Origin of the sequence: Alteromonas sp. MMG017, from assembly GCF_018100795.1 — a bacterium.
Classification (GTDB): domain Bacteria; phylum Pseudomonadota; class Gammaproteobacteria; order Enterobacterales; family Alteromonadaceae; genus Alteromonas.
On sequence record NZ_JAGJDY010000051.1, the window covers coordinates 1 to 776 of the forward strand.

Annotated in this window: 1 protein-coding gene; it reads left to right on the forward strand. The window is 39.3% G+C overall.

Translation table 11 applies throughout. The features are described 5' to 3' along the window. The first annotated feature begins 211 nt into the window (after positions 1 to 211). On the forward strand, positions 212 to 592 hold the full coding sequence (locus J8L84_RS20180) for a hypothetical protein (protein ID WP_211072270.1): 381 nt from the start codon (positions 212 to 214) through the stop codon (positions 590 to 592). Positions 593 to 776 lie beyond the last annotated feature (184 nt).

Genomic DNA, 776 nt, shown 5'->3' on the forward strand with positions numbered 1-776 from the left:
ATTGCTGCGGGTTTTTTTATGGGTGAAAGAAAATCGAATGAATCCCTCCCTCTCCGCCAAGTTCTAAGAACCCGCACATTGTTGCGGTTTTTTATGTCTTTAATAAAGCGCATGATCTTATATTACATTTGATGTATGTTTTATAGTCAGCTATTGATTTATAAAAAGAAAAGAACTTTCGGAAGCCTACTATTAATTTAAGGATGAATTTATGAAGCACTTTCTAGCTATGATACCTATAGCCTTATTAGCAGGATGTAATTCTGATAGCGAGGACGGGGTTGTTTGTACCACTGAGGTTATTCCAGGCATTGCAATAACTGTTATTGATGACGTAACCGAAGATCCTATTTCTTGTGGTGCCAGTGCCATACTTCAAGAATCGAGCTATGAAGAAGAGCTTACAAACCCAGAATCAACGGATTGCGATTCTACTACGCTCTTGTTAGGCGCACTTGAACGAGAAGGCTTTTACAATATTACCGTTCAAAAAGAGGGATACGAATACTGGTATGCGTATGATGTAGAAGTGGAAGAGGGGCTTTGCCATGTTGAACAAGTTGAAGTGGAAGCAAGATTAATTCCTTTATAAAGCACAAATAGGGCATAAAAACGCCGACGACAAAAACGTTAAGCTTTGCCGACTCACTCAGCTTCATCATTAACTGAAAGGCAAAAAGCGAATGCATGTTGTATGAAATCTGGCCTTGGCACTGCATTTTGTTTATCTATTCGCCACTTGGCACACTTTATTTAGATTTGCACTTTACACGCCG

Bases quoted from the DNA above. Each gene is read 5' to 3' on its own strand.
- J8L84_RS20180 (WP_211072270.1), top strand. From the start codon at position 212: ATGAAGCACTTTCTAGCTATGATACCTATAGCCTTATTAGCAGGATGT.